Here is an 18,177-nt window from a genome sequence, read left to right as displayed (position 1 = left end):
TTTCCATTGCCGGAAATAACCACCATCTGAAACAAGGGTCCGTCCGATACATCCATGAGACGTGCAGTTCTTCTTATTCTCGGCCTGTGCTTCCTGACAAGCATAACCAGGCCCGCTTTTTCAGAAAAACCGCTGCGTCTTTTTTTCGAGAAGGACATCAATGTCCAGGCCGAACCCGGCCAGGAGCACACAGTCCGTCAAGGCGAGTGGCTCTTCAAGATCCTGCAGGAAAAGGGATACTCGGGCACGCAGATTCAGCAGCTCATGCCCGGCATTCAGGCCCTGAACCCCCATATCCCGAACCTGAGCCGCCTCAAGCCCGGCCAGATCATCCGCCTCCCCGAGGGCGTCGCGGCCGCGTCGCCCGCCCCTGCCCGTCCGACTACGAACACCCCTCCCGACACCTACGAGAAGCGGGCCTACGTGGTCCAGGCTGGCGACACGCTGGTCGAAATCCTGCAAGATCAGGGCGTGCCTGCGAACCTGATTTTCAGCAAGTACATGGACCTCTTTCTGGAACTCAACCCATCGGTCCCCGACACCAACACCCTGCGCGCCGGCCAGGAAATCATCCTGCCCGTGGTCAAGGGCGGCACTGCCCCGGCCACGGCGCCCGCCGAAACACCTCCCCCGCAGGAACCCTTGCAGGCCGAGGAGACGCCGGAACCCGCCCCGGAACCCGCCAAGCCAGTGACGATCGTCGCCGTGCCGGTTTCTCCGGATACGAGAATCGAGGCCTTCACAAACCAGACGGGAACGCCCAGGCAAGGACAGCCCGGCATAGCGGCCTCGGCAGCGGCCGGACCGGCCGTGCCGCAGGCAGCGCCCGCGCCCGCACCGGCCCCGTCTCCGCTCCCCGAACCCCGGCCGCAGGAGCCTGCACAGCCCGAAGCCGCCGAAACGGACGCCTCTGCGGCCAATGCAACCGGCCCGGCCGAGACCCGCACGCCGCAGACAGGGCTCCCGTTCGTCAAGACCGTCCTGAAGGAGATGCGCTTCGCGTTCATGCCCGGCGACGAGAGCATGTTCCCCCTCCCCGGCTCGGGTTGGCTGCATGTCAAACTCTTCGAGACGCCGCTGGTGGAAGCCCCCTGGGGGGACAAGATCCTCTTCTGCCCCGTGCCCAAGAGCGCCGACTGGGTCGCGAACGCCAACAAGCTGGGCATGAAGGTCTGCACGGTGTCCCCCCGCTGGTCCCTGCAGGAGGTGCTGGAGAAGGTGGCCCAGACCTTCCCGCGCCATTTCCGCCTGTGGTCCGCTGAGCGCGACCTGGTTCTGACCAGGTCCGGCGTCGGGCTGACCCTGCAGTCCCCGCAGATGGCCATCGTCGACATGGGGGGCAGGAAGACCGTCAACATGGTCTGGGCCAGGCAGACGCCGGGCGAATCGCCCCTGCCCCAAGGGCTGCACGAGGTCCTGGACGAGGCCCAGGTCAACGTCATCGAACTGGACGCCTACAACGAACTCTCCCGGCTACCCGCCAGGCCGCGGGATTCCATCTACGTGCCCGTGGCCACGAACATGGACCTCATCCGGGCCATCAACCCCTCCGACCCCGAGGCCTTCTTCGGCCAGAACCTCCCCGCCGACCTGAGCGCCCTCCTGCAGCTGCTGCGCAGCAAGGACAACCTGCAGCAGGGCATGGCGGGCGCCTCCTGGTCCAGCGGCCCCGGAACCCGCATCGGCATCCAGGTGCCGGCCTGGAACGTGTCCGGGGGCGCCTCCCGCGTCATCCTGCTGGACAGACGCTTCGCCGACCCGTATCTCGTTTCCGTCCTTTCCCGCGAGGGCTACACGTGCTTCGTCCTTCCGGACTGAACCCCAAGGATTGACCCATGCCTCACGACTTCCGTGTCTACGGCCATCTGGTCGGGCTCGACCCCGACCGCATGCAGGCCTGCACCGCGCATCTGGCGGCCTACGAATGCGAGGCCGACGGCAACGTCCTCGACTTCCTGCACGAAGGCGGCTTCGTCGACGTGGACAGCGACCTCGAAGGCCTCCTGCCGCTGCTGGGCCCCGACGCGCGCGGCGTCGTCGACATCATCAACCACCAGGACTGGGAGATGTTCCGCGTGACCATCGCCGGCGGCGCCATGACCCGGGCGCGCATCGCCCTGGACAACGCCCTGGACACGGCATACGCATCGGAGCGCCGCTCGTAGCACACAAGGAGAAATCATGCACGAACTGTCCATCGCCGAGAGCCTCATCAAGATCATCCGCGAGGAAATGGCCAAGCACGGCCTGACGAAGCTTTTGAACGTCAAGATCGTCTACGGCCAGATCTCGGCCATCGTCCCCGAAGCCCTGGAGACGGCCTTCGAGGTCCTGACCGTGAACACCCCTTTCGAGGGCGCCAAGGTCGAGTGCGAGGTCAAGCCCATGATGGTCCGCTGCCGGCAGTGCGGCGAGGAGTTCAGCCCTTCCCACGAGGAGCGCATGATCATGCCCTGCCCCAAGTGCGCCACGGAGTTCGGGCACGAGATCATCGCGGGGCGGGAACTGTACATCGAGAACATCGAAGCCGAATAATCTGGAGGATCGCATGAAAGTCGACGTGGTACGCAACATCCTGGAGGCCAACGACGCCGTGGCCGCGGAACTGAACGCCGATCTCACGGCGCGGGGCATCCTGAGCCTCAACCTGATGAGTTCGCCCGGTTCCGGCAAGACCACCCTCCTGGAACGCACCCTGACGGACCTCAAGAACGAATTTTCCATGGCCGTCATCGAAGGCGACTGCCAGACCGAGAACGACGCCCGCCGAGTGGCCGCCACCGGCGCCCGCGCCGTGCAGATCAACACGGCCGGCGGCTGCCACCTCGACAGCTCCATGGTCCGCGACGCCGCCGCGTCCATGGGTCTGGACGGCATCGACATCCTCGTGGTCGAGAACGTCGGCAACCTGGTCTGCCCGGCCGAGTTCAGCGTCGGCGAGGACTACAAGGTCACCATCCTGAGCGTGACCGAGGGCGACGACAAGCCCGAGAAGTACCCCTTCATCTTCGCCGAATCCAAGGTCATGATCCTGAACAAGGTCGACCTGCTGCCCTACGTCAACTTCAGCGTCGAACGCGCCAGCGCCTTCGCCCGCTCCGTGAACAAGGACATCGAGATCTTCACCCTCTCGGCCACCACCGGCCAGGGCATGGACGCCTGGTACGACTGGCTGCGCCGTGAGCGGGCCAAGAAGAAAAAATAGCCCTCCCGGACAGCGCGACGCCCGCCCTCGAAAACGAAGGCGGGCGTTTTTCGTCACGGCCTGGACACGGCCGAAGCATGGATTCCCGCCTTCGCGGGAATGACGTGGTTGCGGGCCGTCAGGGCCGCACGTTGCCCACCCGGCCCAAGGCCACATCTATGACGTGCCCGAACACAGGCAAAGGCATGGATTCCCGCCTTCGCGGGAATGACGCGGAACTTGCCTGTAAGTGCACAGCGATTAGCACCTGGCCGCCAGAACACATCAATTTCGACATACCTCATGTCATTCCCGCGAAGGCGGGAATCCATGCCTTTCGTCTCCGGGGCCTCGCCGCACGAAGGGCAAAGGCCCGCCATCCGCAAACGGACGACGGGCCTTTACCTTAAGAACAAACTCGCGTTGCGCAGAAACCCGCGAGGAAGAGCGTCTTACGATTTCTCAAGCTCCCTTCAGCACCCCGTCGACCATCTCCTGGGCCTCGGTCTTGATGCGCTCCAGGTGCTCGCGTCCCAGGAAGCTCTCGACGTAGATCTTGTACATGTCCTCGGTGCCCGAGGGCCGCGCCGCGAACCAGCCGTTCTCCGTCACGACCTTCAGGCCGCCGATGGCCGCGCCGTTGCCCGGGGCGTGGGTGATCCGTGCCAGGATGGGCTCGCCCGCAAGCTCGGCCGAGGTGACCCGGTCGGGCGTCAGCGACGAGAGGACCTTCTTCTGGGCCATGTTCGCCGGGGCCTGCAGGCGCTCGTAGATGGGGCTGCCGTGGCGGGCCTCAAGCTCCCGGTAGAGGTCGCCCGGATCCCTGCCCGACACGGCCGTGATCTCGGCCGCCAGCAGGTTCAGCAGAAGCCCGTCCTTGTCCGTGGTCCAGACGCCGCCGTCGCGGCGCAGGAAGGACGCGCCGGCGCTCTCCTCACCGCCGAAGCAGCAGGTCCCGGCCAGGAGGTCGTCCACGAACCACTTGAAGCCCACGGGCACCTCGCGGACCGTGCGGCCGTGGGAGGCCACGACGCGGTCGACCATGGAACTGGTGACCAGGGTCTTGCCCACCTGCGCCGCCGCGGGCCAGCCCGGCCGGTGCGTCAGCAGGTAATCGATGGCCACGGACAGGTAGTGGTTGGGGTTCATGAGGCCGTGGCCGGCCGTGACGATGCCGTGGCGGTCGGCGTCGGGGTCGTTGGCGAAGGCGATGGAGAAGGAGTCCTTCAGGGCGATGAGCTTGGCCATGGCCGCGGCCGAGGAGCAGTCCATGCGGATCTTGCCGTCCTTGTCCAGGCTCATGAACATGAAGGCCGGGTCCACGACGGTGCTGACCACGCGGATGTTCAGGCCGTAGCGCTCGGCGATGGGTTCCCAGTAGGCCTGCCCGGCCCCGCCCAGGGGGTCGACGCCGATGCTGATGCCCGAATTCCTGATGGCCTCCATGTCGATGGCGTTGGCCAGGTCCTCGACGTACGGGCCCACGAAATCGTGCTCACGGCACAGCCCCAGCGCCAGGGCCTTCTTCAGCGGGACGCGGCGGACGACGGACGTGTCGGCCAGCAGCGCGTTGGCCCGCTTCTCGATCCAGCCCGTGACGTCGGTGCCCGCCGGGCCGCCGTGGGGCGGGTTGTACTTGATGCCGCCGTCCTCGGGCGGGTTGTGGGACGGGGTGATGACCAGCCCGTCGGCCAGGCCCGAGGTCCGGCCGCGGTTGTAGGTCAGGATGGCGTGGGAGACGACGGGCGTGGGCGTGTAGCCCAGACCGCGCTGGAAGCGGCAGTCCACGCCGGCCGCGGCCAGGACCTCCAGGGCCGTGCGCTGGGCGGGCTCGGACAGGGCGTGGGAATCCATGCCCACGAAGAGCGGCCCGTCGATGCCTTTCATGGCGCGGTACTCGCACACGGCCTGGGTGATGGCCAGGATGTGCGCCTCGTTGAAGGACGCCTTGAAGGCGCAGCCGCGGTGCCCGGACGTGCCGAAGGCCACGGCCTGGTCGGGCGCGGACGGGTCCGGTTCGAGGGTATAGTAGTCGGACACGAGCCTGGGCACGTTGATGCGCAGGCTTTCCGGCACGGGCGTGCCGGCGAGGGGATGTGCTGCCATGGATGCTCCTTGTTGGTGGATCGGGATGCGCCGTCGGCCGTCCGCCATGGGCGGGGCCTGACGGGTCCCGAAGAAATTCGGTCAGGCCAGGGCCTGGGAGCGCTTGAGGGCCTCCCACATGAGCTTGTCGTTGGGGTCCTGCTCGTAGGCCTTCTTAAAGAACTGCTCGCCCGAGAGACCGGCCTTCTCGAAGATGGTGCCGATGTTGTAGGCCACGTTCTTGCCCGAGTCGGGCAGGCCGGGGTCGACCTCCAGGGCCTTGCGGATCATGGCCAGGGCCTTGGGGATGTCCCGCCCCTCGTTGTAGGCCAGGGCCATGTTGTAGAGCAGGCCCGGGTTGTCGGGGATGACGGCCAGCACGCGCCGGTACTCGGCGATGGCCTCCCGCCACTTGCCCTGCTTGCGAAGCGAGATGCCCAGGATGTTGACCGTGGCGATGTCCGAGGCCGTCAGTTCGCCGCCGCGCAGGTCAAGGGCGCGCTTGGAGTAGCGGATGGCCATGTCCGGGTCGCGGTTGGCGCAGATGGTGGCGATGCGGCTCGACAGGTTGGAGAGCATGTCGGCGGCCTCCTTCTTGGCCAGCTTCATGACCTGCTCGAACATCTCCTCGGCCTGGGAGTTGTTGCCCCGCGAAATCTCAAGTTCGCCGATATTGAGGATGCGCTGCGTGTCGAGGGGGCTTATCTCGTTCAGGCGGCGCAGGTACTGGAGCTGCTTCTCCGGGTCCCCGGACTGCTCGTAGAGCATGGCCAGGCGCTTCAGAGGCGCCAGGTAGAGCTCGGAGCTCTTGGCCGCGAGCTGGTACATCTCCTCGGCCCGGGCCATCATGTCCATGCCGCGGTAGGCGTCGCCCTTGATCATGTAGGCCGCCGCGCTCTCGGGCTTCTGCTTCAGGATTTCCTCGGCCACGAGCATGGCCTCGCCCCAACTGCCCGCGTCCAGATAACGCTTGCCCTTGTCGATGAGCTTGCTCAGGCGGCCCTGCGGAGCGATGGTGAAGGCCAGCTTCTCGGCGAAGGAGGCCACGGAGATGGGCTTGGTGATGATGTTGTGGGCGCCCTGTTCGATGAGCAGGGCCGTGGTGTACTGGTCCACTTCCTTGGTCAGGACGATGATGCGCACGGCCGGGCAGAGGCGCTGGACGGTGTCCATGATCTGCGCCAGGGTCGATTCGGCGGCGTTGCGGTCCAGGCAGACGACGTATTTGGCCTGTATGTCTTGACGCAGGAGGGCGAAAAGGTCGTCGAGGCGGGTGTACTGGACGAAGCTGGTCCGGGGCAGGCCGAGACTGCGGAAGAGCACGTTCTTGATCAGCTCCACGAACCCGGCGTCCTCGGTCAGGGACACGAACCTGCCGCCGGCCATGGCGTAGTCGAAGATGGCGTTTCCTATGGCATCCCGCGTATCCTTATCCATTCGCACCGCCCCTGCATTGACCGCGTTTCAGAACCCGTACCAGGACAACACGGGGAAAATACACCATGCCGCACTGATGTTCAACGCGTTCCTGCCCCGCCGCCTGTGGCGGGTCGGCGCAGGCCAGCCGCGCCCCGCCCACTTTCCCCTTGATTTTGCCCCACGCCTCGCCTAAGAAATTGCCTCCACGACGTGCCCCCATAGCTCAGGTGGATAGAGCACAGGATTCCTAATCCTGGTTTGCCCATGTTCGAGTCATGGTGGGGGCACCAGATCATCAAAAGATCCGACTAGTTAAATACAAGTCGGATCTTTTTTGTTTTTTAACATCCAGACTAACCAGGACAATATCTTCAAAAATTCAGATCTAAAATGATGATGAACCGACCATGGAAAGGCAATTGATTTCAACGAGATGGCAGAACCACACGCAAGCATCAATCAACATATTGCAAAATACCTTTCGGAATATCTGATATTTTGCGATAATACCTAAATATTACTTTAATGTTATAACTTAGCACATTACATATTAAATAAATTTATAATTAAATTTAAAAAATAATTTTCAAAATTATATTTGACATATGAGAAATTATGTATATTTTTTTTGAATTCGAGGGTAAATAATATTTATTTTTATCCTATTCAGGTGCAACTGTTTTCATCTGAATCGATTTTTTTCCTCTTTTTATTTTGGAGTTATTGCTTTGTCTAAGAACATCTATGTTGGTAATTTGTCTTGGTCTACTTCTGACGCTGATCTGAAGAACATGTTTACCCCTTATGGAAACGTTACTTCCGCGCATGTGATCGAAGATCGCGAAACTGGTCGCTCTCGTGGCTTTGGGTTTGTTGAAATGGACGACGCAGGTGCCACTAAAGCCATCAGCGAGCTCAATGGTGCCGATATCGAGGGACGCACCTTGAAGGTCAATGAGGCTCAGCCTCGTGAGAACCGCCCTGCCGGTCGCCCCCGTTATTAATCGAATTCGCCTGATAGTACTGAAAGCCCGTTCTTACGGGCTTTTTTTTTGCTCTAAAAGTTTGTCAGCTCGCAAATACCAGCATCCTACCTTGAAAGTATGCTTGCACCCCCTTCCTGACTGGCAATAATCATATTAATTACAAAGCAAAGGAGATTATATATGGCAAAACCAAATTACGCTTTTGAAAAGCGACAGAGAGAAAACGCAAAAAAGAAAAAAAAAGATGAAAAGCGGATGCAAAAAGCAGATGTGTCAACAGAAAAAAACGAACAGGATGGCACTCAGGAAGCAACAAATACTGATAATTTGCCTGTTCAAAATTGATATACTTTTATAGTAATCATAGTTGGCAATTATTTTCTTATCGAAAATCACAGTTTAGAATAGGCACAGCTTTGCCCTGGAACCAGGTATTTTCCAAAGACAAGGCCACTTGAAAAGCCACCCAAAACGCCACCCTATTCCGTCTACACAGCACAAAATCAGCTATAATCGGTCGGTGTCTGGCCCTTTCCCGATATCCCGTGCGCTGCCTAATCCTGATTTGCCCATGTTCGAGTCATGGTGGGGGCACCAGAACATCAAAAGATCCGGCAAGTCTGCAACTTGACGGATCTTTTCAGTTTCTGCGGTTGGCGCTTTCACCACGGGATGCGCCGGAAGCCGCTAAATAAAAGTTGACGTCATCTAACTTTTTGATCAAAGAGTGACTCAAGCGGTACGCCATGGAACAATTCTCGCGCAACAATGATTAGATTCGGCTAATTAAATGCCGTGGCTGTATTCACAGAAAAAATATTTTCTTGAAATTTTTCAAATAAATACATCAACTAACAACCCCTTAAAACCAAGAACAGGAATTTACATGACTAAAAAAATCCTCTCCCTGGTCTTCTCCGTGGTGGCCCTGCTCTCCGCGCTGCCCGCCTTCGCAAGCGAACTCGTCGTCTACTCGGCCCGCGCCGAGCAGCTCATCAAGCCCCTTTTCGATGCGTACACCGCCAAGACCGGCGTGAAGATCCAGTACGTGACCGACAAGGAGCCCGTCCTCCTCGAACGTCTCAAGGCCGAGGGCGAGCGCACGCCCGCCGACATGCTGATCACCGTCGACGCCGGGAACCTCTGGCTGGCCGGTGAAGCCGGCGTGATCCAGCCCGTGGTCTCCGAGACCCTGGAAAGGAACATCCCGGCCCATCTGCGCGATCCCCAGAACCGCTGGTTTGGCCTGTCCCTGCGGGCCCGGACCATCGTCTACAACACGGACAAGGTGAAGCCCGCCGATCTCGGCACCTATGCCGACCTGGCCGACCCGAAGTGGAAGGGTCGCCTGCTGCTGCGCACGTCCAAGAAGGTCTACAACCAGTCCCTCGTGGCCGCCCTCATCGCCGAACGCGGCGAGGCCGAAGCTGAGAAGATCGTCGCCGGCTGGGTGGCCAACACCCCCGTCGAGCCTTTCTCCAACGACGCCCAGGCCATGGAAGCCGTGGCGGCGGGAGTCGGGGACGTGACCATGGTGAACACGTATTATTTCGGCAAGCTCATGGAGGAAAAGCCCGCCAGCCCCCTGGCCATCTTCTGGCCCGATCAGGACGGAGCGGGCGTGCACGTGAACGTCTCCGGCGCCGGGATCACCACCCACGCCAAGCACAAGGAAGAGGCCGTCAAGCTCATCGAATGGCTGTCCTCCGCCGAAGCCCAGTCCCTGTTCGCCTCCCTGAACATGGAGTACCCCGCCAACCCCGAAGTGCCTGCCGACGAGCGCGTGGCCGCCTGGGGCGGGTTCAAGGCCAGCACCCTAAGCGTCGCCAAGTACGGGGAATACCAGGCTGCGGCGATCAAGCTGATGGACCGTGTCGGCTACAAATAAGATGCCGTCGGCCCAACACCAGATGCATGCGGAACCGGGAGGGTCCTCCTCCCGGCCCCGCTTTCTCGCAAGCCGCCCCTCCGGCCTGCTCCTGCCTGCCGCGCTGATCGCGGGCGTGGCCGCGCTCCCCATCGCCGTGCTGCTGTATTCCTTTCTTTCGCCGGAGCGGGAGATATGGGGGCACCTCGCGGAACACGTCCTGCCGGACCTCGTCGGCAACACCCTGCTCCTCCTGGCCTGCGTGATCCCGCTGACGTCCGTCATCGGCATCGGCATGGGGTGGCTGACCGCCGCCTGCGACTACCCGGGCCGGAAATTCTTCGCCTGGGCCCTGACCCTGCCCATGGCCGTTCCGCCCTATGTCTTCGCCTTCGTCTACCTGGGCCTGCTCGACTTCACCGGGCCCGTGCAGACTGCCATCCGCAAGGTTTTCCCCGGCTCGGGCTTCGTGGACATCCGCAACGTCTTCGGCGTTGCCGCCATTCTGTCCCTCGCCTTCTACCCGTACGTCTACCTGCTGTGCCGCAGCGCCTTCCTGACCCAAGGCCGCACGGCCATGGAAGCGGCGCAGACCCTGGGGCTTTCGACCACCAAGGCGTTTTTCCGCGTCTGCGTGCCCATGGCGCGCCCCTGGATCGCGGCGGGCCTGACGCTTGTGTGCATGGAAACCCTGGCCGACTTCGGCGCGGTCTCCATCTTCAACTACGACACCTTCACCACGGCCATCTACAAGGCCTGGTTCGGCCTCTTTTCCCTGAACGCGGCATCGCAGCTCTCCGCCGTGCTCGTGGCCTTCGTCCTGGCCGCCCTGGTGCTGGAGCAGCGCTTCCGGGCCAGGCTGCGCTTCACCGGAGCCGGACGCACCGGCGGCGCGCAACTGCGCCTGCGTCTGACCGGGATACGCGGCTGGCTCGCCTTCGCGGTGTCCGCCCTGGTCTTCGCCCTGGCCTTCGCCCTGCCCTGCCTGCAGCTTCTGGTCTGGGCCTGGGAGGCGGCCGGCCCCGCCCTGTCGCGCTATGTGGGCCTCGGCACGAACACGCTGATCCTGGGCCTGCTGACCGCCGCCGTCACGTCCGCCGCGTCGCTCCTGCTGGCCTGCGCCAGACGCATCGCGCCCGGCTCGGACTGGCTCGTCAAGATCGCGACCCTGGGCTACGCCATGCCGGGCACCATCCTGGCCGTGGGCATCTTCATCCCCGCGGCCTGGTTCGACAACGCCATGCTCGACATGATTTCGGCCGCCACGGGCATCTCACTCAGCCCCTTCATCCAGGGTTCCCTCGGCCTGCTCGTGACCGCGTATGCCGTCCGTTTCCTGGCCGCGGGGTTCGGGTCCGTGGACAGCGCCATGCAGCGCATCACGCCCTCCATCACCGACGCGGCCAGGACCATGGGCTGCCGCGGCGCGGCCCTCCTGCGGCGCGTCTACCTGCCCATGACCCGCACCGGGCTCCTCACGGCCGCCATCCTGGTGCTCGTGGACGTCATGAAGGAGCTGCCCGTCACCCTGATGATGCGCCCCTTCGGCTGGGACACGCTGGCCGTGAAAATCTACGAATTCACCTCCGAGGGCGAATGGCGGCTGGCGGCGGCGCCCGCCCTGGCCCTCATCGCCGCCGGCCTTCTGCCCATCATGCTCCTCACCCGCAAAACCGAAGCACGGAAGCAGTCATGAACCCATTCCTTCAGGTCGACAGACTGACCAAACACTACGGGGCCCACCGCGTGGCCGACGGCATCTCCTTCCAGCTCGAAAAGGGCGAGATCGGCTGCCTGCTGGGGCCCAGCGGCTGCGGCAAGACCACGCTGCTGCGCAGCATCGCGGGGTTCGAGAACATCGAATCCGGCAGCATCGTCCTTGACGGCGAGACCGTCTCCGGCCCGCGCTTCGTGCCGGCCGAAGAGCGCCGCATCGGCATGGTTTTCCAGGATTACGCCCTCTTCCCGCACCTGACCGTGGCCGGCAACGTCGGCTTCGGGCTGGCCGGCATGGACCGCGGCAGGCGGCAGGCCATCGTGAGCGCGATGCTCGATACCGTGGGGCTGGCCGACTCCGGCCACAAGTATCCCTACGAACTCTCCGGCGGGCAGCAGCAGCGCGTGGCCCTGGCCCGCGCCCTGGCCCCGGAGCCGCGCCTGCTCCTCATGGACGAGCCCTTCTCGAATCTCGACGTCTCCCTGCGGGAATCCCTGTCCAGGGAAATCCGCTCCATCCTGAAGCAGCGCGGCATCACGGCCCTGCTGGTCACGCACAACCAGCACGAGGCCTACGCCATGGCGGACAGGATCGGCGTCATCTCCTGCGGGACCATGCACCAGTGGGGCACGCCCCACGAGGTCTACCACCGCCCCGCCACGGTCACGGTGGCCGGGTTCGTCGGGGAAGGTACGTTCATCGGGGGCAGGGTCGGAGGCGGAACGCTGCACTGCGGACTCGGGGAGTTCCGGGTGCGGGACGAAGCGGATGCGGCCGGGGTGCAGGTGCTGGTGCGCCCCGAGGATGTGGTGCACGACGACGGGAGCCCCTTCAAGGCCGAAATCATCTCCCGGACCTTCCGCGGGTCGAGCATCCTCTACTCCCTGCGCCTGGATACCGGGGACACGGTCCTGGCCCAGGTGCCCAGCCACCACGACCACGCCGTCGGCGAAAGACTCGGCATCCGCGCCGACCTCGAAGACGTGATCGTCTTCCCGGCCACGGCGGAACCCGAAGCCTGCGCGTTCCCGGAAGACTGACCCACCACCGCCGGGGAAAAAGAAGCAGAGGAAGCCGGCTTCACAATCACCCGCTCAGGCTCTTCCTTCAGGAGCGCCACCCCAAAACGCAACCGCTTCAGGAACAAACCTTACTCGTCCGGACATACACAGCTCGGTGCTCAGGCGCTCTCCAGTATGTTGAACGAATCCTGATCTCGGTTAGCCCCTCTTCGGGTCACGGTGGGATCACCAGCCAACTCAACGGCTCCGGTTACTTGCGATAGTCACCGGAGCCGCTTTTCTTTTCCGGCCCGCCATGCCCCACCTTCCCCGCAGCAAATTCCTGCGCGTTCCTGATGGATTGAGCAGTATCAGTATAAGAGTTTCTTTTTTGTAAAATTATATATTGACAACAATATGTCCAAAAATTAGACGTCATCCATATGCACGTCATTTCCATCAAATTATTGCGTGATTATTGGGAAAGGACACCAGAAAACGCCTATGCCCGAGATCCCCTGTCCGCCTGGCACAGGATCGCCAAAGGGCAGCGATGGAAAACCCCGATGGACGTCAAGGCAACCTTTGGAAACGCCAGCATCCGCCCAGGAGGGCGAGTCGTTTTCAACTGTGCAGGCAACAAGCTCAGAATCGTGACGTCCATCAATTATGCGGCAGGGGTCGTCTACGTGAAATTCGTAGGCAATCATCCGGAGTACGACGCCGTCGACGTCGATACCGTGGACAACTCAAAATAGGAGGCGGGGACCATGAAGCCCATCCGTGACCATGCGGACCACATGCAGGCGCTGGCTCGAATCGAAGAGCTCATTTCGGCCCCCGAAGGATCGCCCGAGGCTGACGAACTGGAAGTGCTGGCGATTTTGGTCGAAAAATTCGAAGAGGAGCACTACCCTATTCCGGAAGCCCCAGTGTCGGAGGTGCTGAAGCTCTTCATGGAAGAGAACAACCTGACCCCCAAAGATATGGCCAAATATCTCGGGTCGGCGAGCGCCGTTTCAAAGCTCCTGAACGGATCCAAAGACCTGACCGTCAACCAAATCCGCATCCTGTCCAATGAACTGAAAATCCCCTTGACGGCACTGGTCGGAGGGACGAGCGAAGAGTCATCCGTGAACTGGGAGGCCTTTCCCTTGGTAGAAATGGCGAGGAGAGGCTTGTTCGGGGAAAAATACCGACGGGCCTCATTCAAAACCCTGGCGATCGATGCGCGCGAACTTGTGACTGGACTCATCGGAGACGCGCGACTGGACTTCGCTGCGGCCAGGCTGCGCCAGGGCCTCAGGCCGGGACCGGCAAGCGACCCGTATGCCATCAAGGCCTGGCTCGTCGAAGTCGGCAAACGGGCGCAGGACAATCTTCCAGCGCAGCCATACAAGGGGCTGAGCCGATCCGACCTGTCCGACCTCGCGCATCTGTCCAAAAAGCGAAACGGGATACAGTCGGCCATCCGTCATCTCGCAGATCGCGGAATTCCCGTCGTCCACGTTGCCCATTACAAAAAATCGAAGATTGACGGCGGCGTGGTGGTTCTCGACGGGGGGCGCCCGGCCATCGGCCTGAGTTTGCGCTACGACCGGAAGGATTATTTCTGGTTCACCTTCCTGCACGAAGCCGCGCACATCGTATGCGGCCACGTGAAGGATTATTTGGCTGACGACCTTCTTGACCCGGACGATCTGGAAAAGGTCGAACGCGAAGCGAACGAATTGGTGGAAGCCGTGACGATCCCGGCCGAAACATTCCATTCGATCATCCCGGACCCGGCAACGGCAACCCTGGAGTCGGTCATCCGACTGGCTCAAGAGTGCGATGTCGACGTTTCCATCGTCGCGGGCCGCGTGCAATACAAGGCAAACGAATACAGAAAATTCTCCAGGCTCGTCGGCCGGGGGCGCGTCCGCGCTTATTTTGAAGCCGGGCAGAGCCCTGCAGATTGAGGCCGACAGGCGCTTTTATGCTTCCCAATCCCGGCTTGCCCATGTTCGAGCCCTGGTGCTGGCGGCAGACAAATCAGCGTCTCGCAGCGACCAACCGGACCTGCCAGCCGCGTTTGTATTGCCTGCAGCCCAGACTTCCGCCCTCAGCTTGCTTCTTCCCGCCCTCTCGATCCGGAACGCAACCGGTCGCTCACCGTTACGCGGCACGATTGCTATATATGCCGACCATCAACGTGTATGACAACACCCCACGCATGTGACGCGCCCAATGGAACCGGAGAAGCGACCGGGCATGTTTCCATATCACTACTAAGTTATCAGAGCCGCACAATCAGGAAAATAATACTGTCCGCGACCCGTGTCTTACAATCATCCCCCCTTGATCAACTCAACAAATATTGCTACCCGACCATAGCCCAATTAACCGAATGCTTGGCACTAGCCCGTAACAGGACGCGCACCGACCTGCACAATGAAATACGCACTTCTCGTCCTTGTTCTTCTCGCAATCTGGACGCCCCGCTCCTGGGCCGAAGGTCCGTGGCATTTCAACGGCCATGTCTTCACGAACGTGAACGCCATGCAACAGGGAAAAGAGGTCACGGTCAGCGGCAGGGTCAGTAGCGGGCCGATGAAGAATCCGCTCCAGATCGGACTTTACGTCTCAAACGACGAAGGAAGGACGTACAGGACGTACGCCTTGGTCAGGGATTTTTGCGGCAAGGGGGAACTGTTCGAAGCGAAGTTCACTGCGTGGGAAAGGGCAAAGTGGTGGAAAGTGGTGGCGATTGAGTCGAATTGAAGAAAAATACATCTATCAAATTAGAATAATACCAAAACAAATTTAAGATACACTTTACCATCCTTATATGACACCTATCTCAACATTTAATTAATAAATATGAATATACAGATAGAAAATAATGCGAACCGCATTGACAAACTCCCATATCAACTTGCAGCATATAAAAGAAACTATGGCGCTTACTTCATAGGAGACGCAGCAAAATTGCTTACTAGTAAGGATTTTGACGCAATAAAGGGCCAAGTGAATCTAATTATAACATCTCCACCCTATCCGCTAAACGAAAAGAAGAGTTATGGCAATCTTGCGGGTGACGCCTACCGCGAATGGTTCATTTCTCTAGCGCCAATATTATCCGAACTCCTAACAGAAGACGGATCATTAGTGATAGAGATTGGCAATGCCTGGGAATCAGGTAGGCCTGTACAGTCTTTGCTTCATCTTGAGTCGCTACTAGGCTTCACCAAGCACAAGGACGCTGGCTTGCGCCTTATCCAACAATTCGTTTGCTACAATCCATCGCGGCTTCCTTCTCCAGCTCAATGGGTTACTGTAAATCGCATCCGCGCAGTGGATAGCTTCACACATGTCTGGTGGCTAGCTAAGCAGGACTTCCCGAAGGCCGACAACTCCAAGGTGCTGCGCCCCTATAGTAAATCTATGAAAAATCTGCTCAAAAATAGACGCTACAATGCGGGGAAGCGCCCATCAGAGCACGTTATTAGCGAGACCAGTTTTCTCAAGGATCATGGAGGTTCTATAGCACACAACCTTTTCGAAATGGAAGCATTGGATCCGTTGAGAGAGGTGCGTTTGCCCAATGTGTTTTCCTTTGCAAACAGTGCGTCGAATGACTTCTTCCACCGCGAGTGCAAAAGGTTGGGCATAACACCCCATCCAGCACGTATGCCTTTAGGGCTCGCGTCATTTTTCATTGAGTTTCTGACAGACAAGGGAGACTTGGTTCTCGACCCGTTTGCAGGCAGCAACACCACTGGATACTCAGCATCTATTGCTGGGCGCCGTTGGGTTGGCATAGACGCGCAGGATGCCTATGTCGAGCAGTCTCTTATTCGGTTCAACGACCCTGTTTTATCTGTAATGGAGTAGGAAATGAGTATAAGCAAACAACTATCACAGACAAACATATTCAAGCGCAAAGAAGAGGGCGGAAAGCTGCTGTGGGATACGGGTTGCTTTGTCGGGCGCCCATTCCGCCTGAGTTATGCTAGTGCCGATATTCTGGTCGCAGATGCCTGGAAGTTAAAGGCTAGCGGAATACAGCAGGGATGCTTCTTACTTGCCTACTATGACAACGAACCGAATGATGACAGTACGATGGAAGCGGTACTACTCAGGGTAATTGAACCTTCCTCGCTACCCACTGACGCCGAGGTTGTCAGTAGCATGGTCGAGTACTACAAGGAAGATATTCGCACAGGGGAGACCAAACGGACACAACTGGACAGCTTTACCCGTTATGAATTTTCATTCAGCGGCTTGAAGTGCACCATTCTTGGCTGTTTCTACAAGGATGATAAGGGGATTATCCGTTTCGGCGCTGATTTGGAAAATTTTTACAGCGCGCACAACTATTCAGTCATCAAACCGTCACCTGACATTCTAAAATACATCGTAAACTACCGAGTTCACGGTACACCAGGTGGTTCTGCCGATATCCGCGTTGGCAAAGTACGCTATAGCTCAAGCAGACGCTTTCAGTCTCATGAACCCGAAGTTCCTGTATTTGCTCAAACTCAAGACTTTGCCGGCAAGCGCACCGCCATGTTTGGCATGACTCGTACTGGCAAGTCCAACACGGTCAAGAAAATTATCCAAGCCAATGTAGAAATGAGCGAGAGGGCTCCGCACATACTTGGTCAAACCAAAGAAAATCTAGACGAAGTATTGAAGCCATTCACTGAAGATGGCGCACCAAAATACCCAATCGGACAAATAATATTCGATATTAACGGCGAATATGCCAATCCAAACCTACAGGACCAGGGCACTGCAATATTCGACTTATATAAAGTAATCACGGAACGTTATTCAACCGTGCAAAAACCCAACTTTAAGGAGATGAAGGTCAACTTCTACAACGAAGTAGAAACTGGCTTTGAACTAATTTGCTCATACCCTAGCATCGCGGACGATTCATCCCGCTTCACCACGAATTTCAGAAACGTAGTGATGGATAAGCCCAATGACTACGCGACCAACCAGTCTGCGAAAAAGCGCTATGACCGTAGACTTGCCGCCTACCAAGCATGCCTATTCAGGGCAGGCTTTACGCCACCATCAGGCTTTAAAGTCAAGTTTTCTGCCAACAAGGAAGTGCGTGCAGATGTTGATCCAAATGTTGACCCGAGTCACGGGCTTACTCTTGATGCAGCAGCAACTTGGTGGGAAAAACTATGGGAAGTCTATAACACCAGCCCTGCGTTTCAACAGTACAAACACCAAAAAAATAAGGAGTGGGCTGACGACGACCTTAAAGCGCTCTTGACCATTTTGACTCGGAAACGCAGCTCTGGTGGTAGCCCAGATTGTGCCGGCTTCCGGATTCTGAAAGATATTATTCCACAGCATACTGCCACCGTGCAAGCGCCATTTGACCGCGACATCCTAGAGCAGCTCCGTAACGGACGTATCGTCATTGTCGACTTGTCTCTTGGGGACGAAGCTGTACAACGCATGTTCACGGAGCGGATTACTCGCTATATATTCAGGGATTCGATGCGCCGATTCACTACCGCACAGCCTAACAACTTCATCCAGTTCTATTTTGAGGAAGCACACAACCTTTTTCCGAAGAAGGAAGACAAAGATCTATCCCAAATTTACAACCGCGTAGCCAAGGAAGGCGCCAAGCTGCACCTGGGGCTTGTCTACGCCACTCAGGAAGTAAGCTCTATCAGCTCCAACATCCTTAAGGCAACACAAAACTGGTTTATCTCTCACCTGAACAACGAGGACGAAATCCGCGAGTTGCGTAAATACTACGACTTCAGCGATTTCACTGATAGCCTAATTCGGTTTAGCCAAGATACCGACAAGGGCTTTGTCCGGATGAAAACCTACAGCAACGCCTTCGTCGTGCCAGTTCAGGTTGACCGGTTCCCTCCTGAAAAACAACAGACGCTGTAAGG

16 protein-coding genes and 1 tRNA gene are annotated in these 18,177 nt (G+C 59.2%); 15 read left to right on the top strand and 2 right to left on the bottom strand.

Features of this window, described 5'->3' with window-relative positions; all coding sequences use genetic code 11:
• Positions 1-54 precede the first annotated feature (54 nt).
• Genes ACZ5AC_RS03700 through hypB form a run of 4 tightly spaced genes read left to right on the top strand, consistent with a single transcriptional unit; the run spans position 55 to position 3,205 of the window.
• Positions 55-1,818, top strand: coding sequence for a LysM peptidoglycan-binding domain-containing protein (locus ACZ5AC_RS03700; RefSeq protein ID WP_464249609.1), 1,764 nt, complete (start codon positions 55-57; stop codon positions 1,816-1,818).
• Positions 1,819-1,835: 17 nt separating this feature from the next.
• Positions 1,836-2,165, top strand: a complete 330-nt coding sequence (locus ACZ5AC_RS03695; RefSeq protein WP_464249608.1) for a hypothetical protein — start codon at positions 1,836-1,838, stop codon at positions 2,163-2,165.
• Positions 2,166-2,181: 16 nt separating this feature from the next.
• Positions 2,182-2,535, top strand: a complete 354-nt coding sequence (gene hypA, locus ACZ5AC_RS03690; protein WP_464249607.1) for a hydrogenase maturation nickel metallochaperone HypA — start codon at positions 2,182-2,184, stop codon at positions 2,533-2,535.
• Positions 2,536-2,548: 13 nt separating this feature from the next.
• Positions 2,549-3,205: a hydrogenase nickel incorporation protein HypB gene (gene hypB / locus ACZ5AC_RS03685; RefSeq protein ID WP_464249606.1), complete on the top strand. Its 657-nt coding sequence runs from the start codon at positions 2,549-2,551 to the stop codon at positions 3,203-3,205.
• 441 nt (positions 3,206-3,646) lie between these two features.
• Here the strand turns inward: hypB and pgm are convergent, their stop codons facing one another.
• Positions 3,647-5,290 (bottom strand): phosphoglucomutase (alpha-D-glucose-1,6-bisphosphate-dependent), encoded by a 1,644-nt coding sequence (pgm, locus tag ACZ5AC_RS03680; protein WP_464249605.1) that lies wholly within the window; start codon positions 5,288-5,290, stop codon positions 3,647-3,649.
• Positions 5,291-5,371: 81 nt separating this feature from the next.
• Positions 5,372-6,706 (bottom strand): tetratricopeptide repeat protein, encoded by a 1,335-nt coding sequence (locus ACZ5AC_RS03675; protein ID WP_464249604.1) that lies wholly within the window; start codon positions 6,704-6,706, stop codon positions 5,372-5,374.
• Between the two features lie 194 nt (positions 6,707-6,900).
• On the opposite strand from ACZ5AC_RS03675, the gene ACZ5AC_RS03670 reads away from it, so the two are divergent.
• The 11 genes from ACZ5AC_RS03670 (at position 6,901) to ACZ5AC_RS03620 (ending at position 18,175) form a co-directional block, all read left to right on the top strand.
• A tRNA-Arg gene (locus ACZ5AC_RS03670) sits at positions 6,901-6,978 on the top strand.
• Between the two features lie 438 nt (positions 6,979-7,416).
• The gene (locus ACZ5AC_RS03665; RefSeq protein ID WP_464249603.1) at positions 7,417-7,692 is read left to right on the top strand and encodes an RNA recognition motif domain-containing protein; all 276 of its coding nucleotides are present in this window, start codon (positions 7,417-7,419) and stop codon (positions 7,690-7,692) included.
• 162 nt (positions 7,693-7,854) lie between these two features.
• Positions 7,855-8,019, top strand: coding sequence for a hypothetical protein (locus ACZ5AC_RS03660; protein WP_464249602.1), 165 nt, complete (start codon positions 7,855-7,857; stop codon positions 8,017-8,019).
• Between the two features lie 541 nt (positions 8,020-8,560).
• Positions 8,561-9,562, top strand: a complete 1,002-nt coding sequence (locus tag ACZ5AC_RS03655) for a Fe(3+) ABC transporter substrate-binding protein (protein ID WP_464249601.1) — start codon at positions 8,561-8,563, stop codon at positions 9,560-9,562.
• Complete coding sequence (locus ACZ5AC_RS03650) at positions 9,546-11,237, top strand: ABC transporter permease (protein ID WP_464249600.1); 1,692 nt, start codon at positions 9,546-9,548, stop codon at positions 11,235-11,237. The genes ACZ5AC_RS03655 and ACZ5AC_RS03650 overlap by 17 nt, the downstream gene beginning before the upstream one ends.
• The gene (locus ACZ5AC_RS03645; protein ID WP_464249599.1) at positions 11,234-12,298 is read left to right on the top strand and encodes an ABC transporter ATP-binding protein; all 1,065 of its coding nucleotides are present in this window, start codon (positions 11,234-11,236) and stop codon (positions 12,296-12,298) included. Before ACZ5AC_RS03650 ends, ACZ5AC_RS03645 begins: the two co-directional genes overlap by 4 nt.
• Positions 12,299-12,702: 404 nt before the next feature.
• Positions 12,703-13,017, top strand: a complete 315-nt coding sequence (locus ACZ5AC_RS03640) for a type II toxin-antitoxin system HigB family toxin (protein WP_464249598.1) — start codon at positions 12,703-12,705, stop codon at positions 13,015-13,017.
• A 12-nt stretch (positions 13,018-13,029) separates the two neighbouring features.
• Positions 13,030-14,220, top strand: coding sequence for a helix-turn-helix domain-containing protein (locus ACZ5AC_RS03635; protein WP_464249597.1), 1,191 nt, complete (start codon positions 13,030-13,032; stop codon positions 14,218-14,220).
• Positions 14,221-14,692: 472 nt separating this feature from the next.
• Positions 14,693-15,022, top strand: coding sequence for a hypothetical protein (locus ACZ5AC_RS03630; protein WP_464249596.1), 330 nt, complete (start codon positions 14,693-14,695; stop codon positions 15,020-15,022).
• A gap of 99 nt (positions 15,023-15,121) precedes the next feature.
• Positions 15,122-16,135, top strand: coding sequence for a DNA-methyltransferase (locus ACZ5AC_RS03625; RefSeq protein ID WP_464249595.1), 1,014 nt, complete (start codon positions 15,122-15,124; stop codon positions 16,133-16,135).
• Between the two features lie 3 nt (positions 16,136-16,138).
• Positions 16,139-18,175, top strand: coding sequence for an ATP-binding protein (locus ACZ5AC_RS03620; protein ID WP_464249594.1), 2,037 nt, complete (start codon positions 16,139-16,141; stop codon positions 18,173-18,175).
• Positions 18,176-18,177: the final 2 nt, after the last annotated feature.

It is taken from the genome of Desulfomicrobium aestuarii (genome assembly GCF_055385525.1).
This window is presented reverse-complemented; position numbering and strand designations above follow the sequence as displayed.